The sequence below is a fragment of the Streptomyces sp. DH37 genome, assembly GCF_029813835.1.
In the GTDB taxonomy this organism is placed as follows: Bacteria; Actinomycetota; Actinomycetes; order Streptomycetales; family Streptomycetaceae; genus Streptomyces.
Genome location: NZ_JARVKV010000266.1, coordinates 1 through 255 on the forward strand (window position 1 = coordinate 1; position 255 = coordinate 255).

The window sequence follows — 255 nt, forward strand, 5'->3', positions numbered from 1 at the left end:
TTGAAGACGGCAGCGAGCGCCACCAGGTCATCAGCCGTCACCTGGCGGTCGCCCTTCTCCATGCGAGTGATCCCGGAAGCTGGGATGTACCGCCCGTTGCGCTCGAGCTCGCCGGAGAGCTGTCGTGTGGTGAGGCCGCGGACCTTCCTGAGCCGCGCGATGTTCGTTGCCACGGTCTTTCCGGTCGGGCCGGCCTCGATGGCACGCCTTCCGATCTGGTGCTCAGCCATGGGCCACATCGTAAGCACCGCAGGT

General features: G+C 66.3%; 1 protein-coding gene. It reads right to left on the bottom strand.

Going from position 1 to position 255, the window contains the following annotated elements; all coding sequences use genetic code 11:
* The coding region (locus tag QC029_RS30970) for a helix-turn-helix domain-containing protein (protein WP_279559152.1) at nucleotides 1-230 on the bottom strand (230 nt) is incomplete at its 3' end.
* Nucleotides 231-255 lie beyond the last annotated feature (25 nt).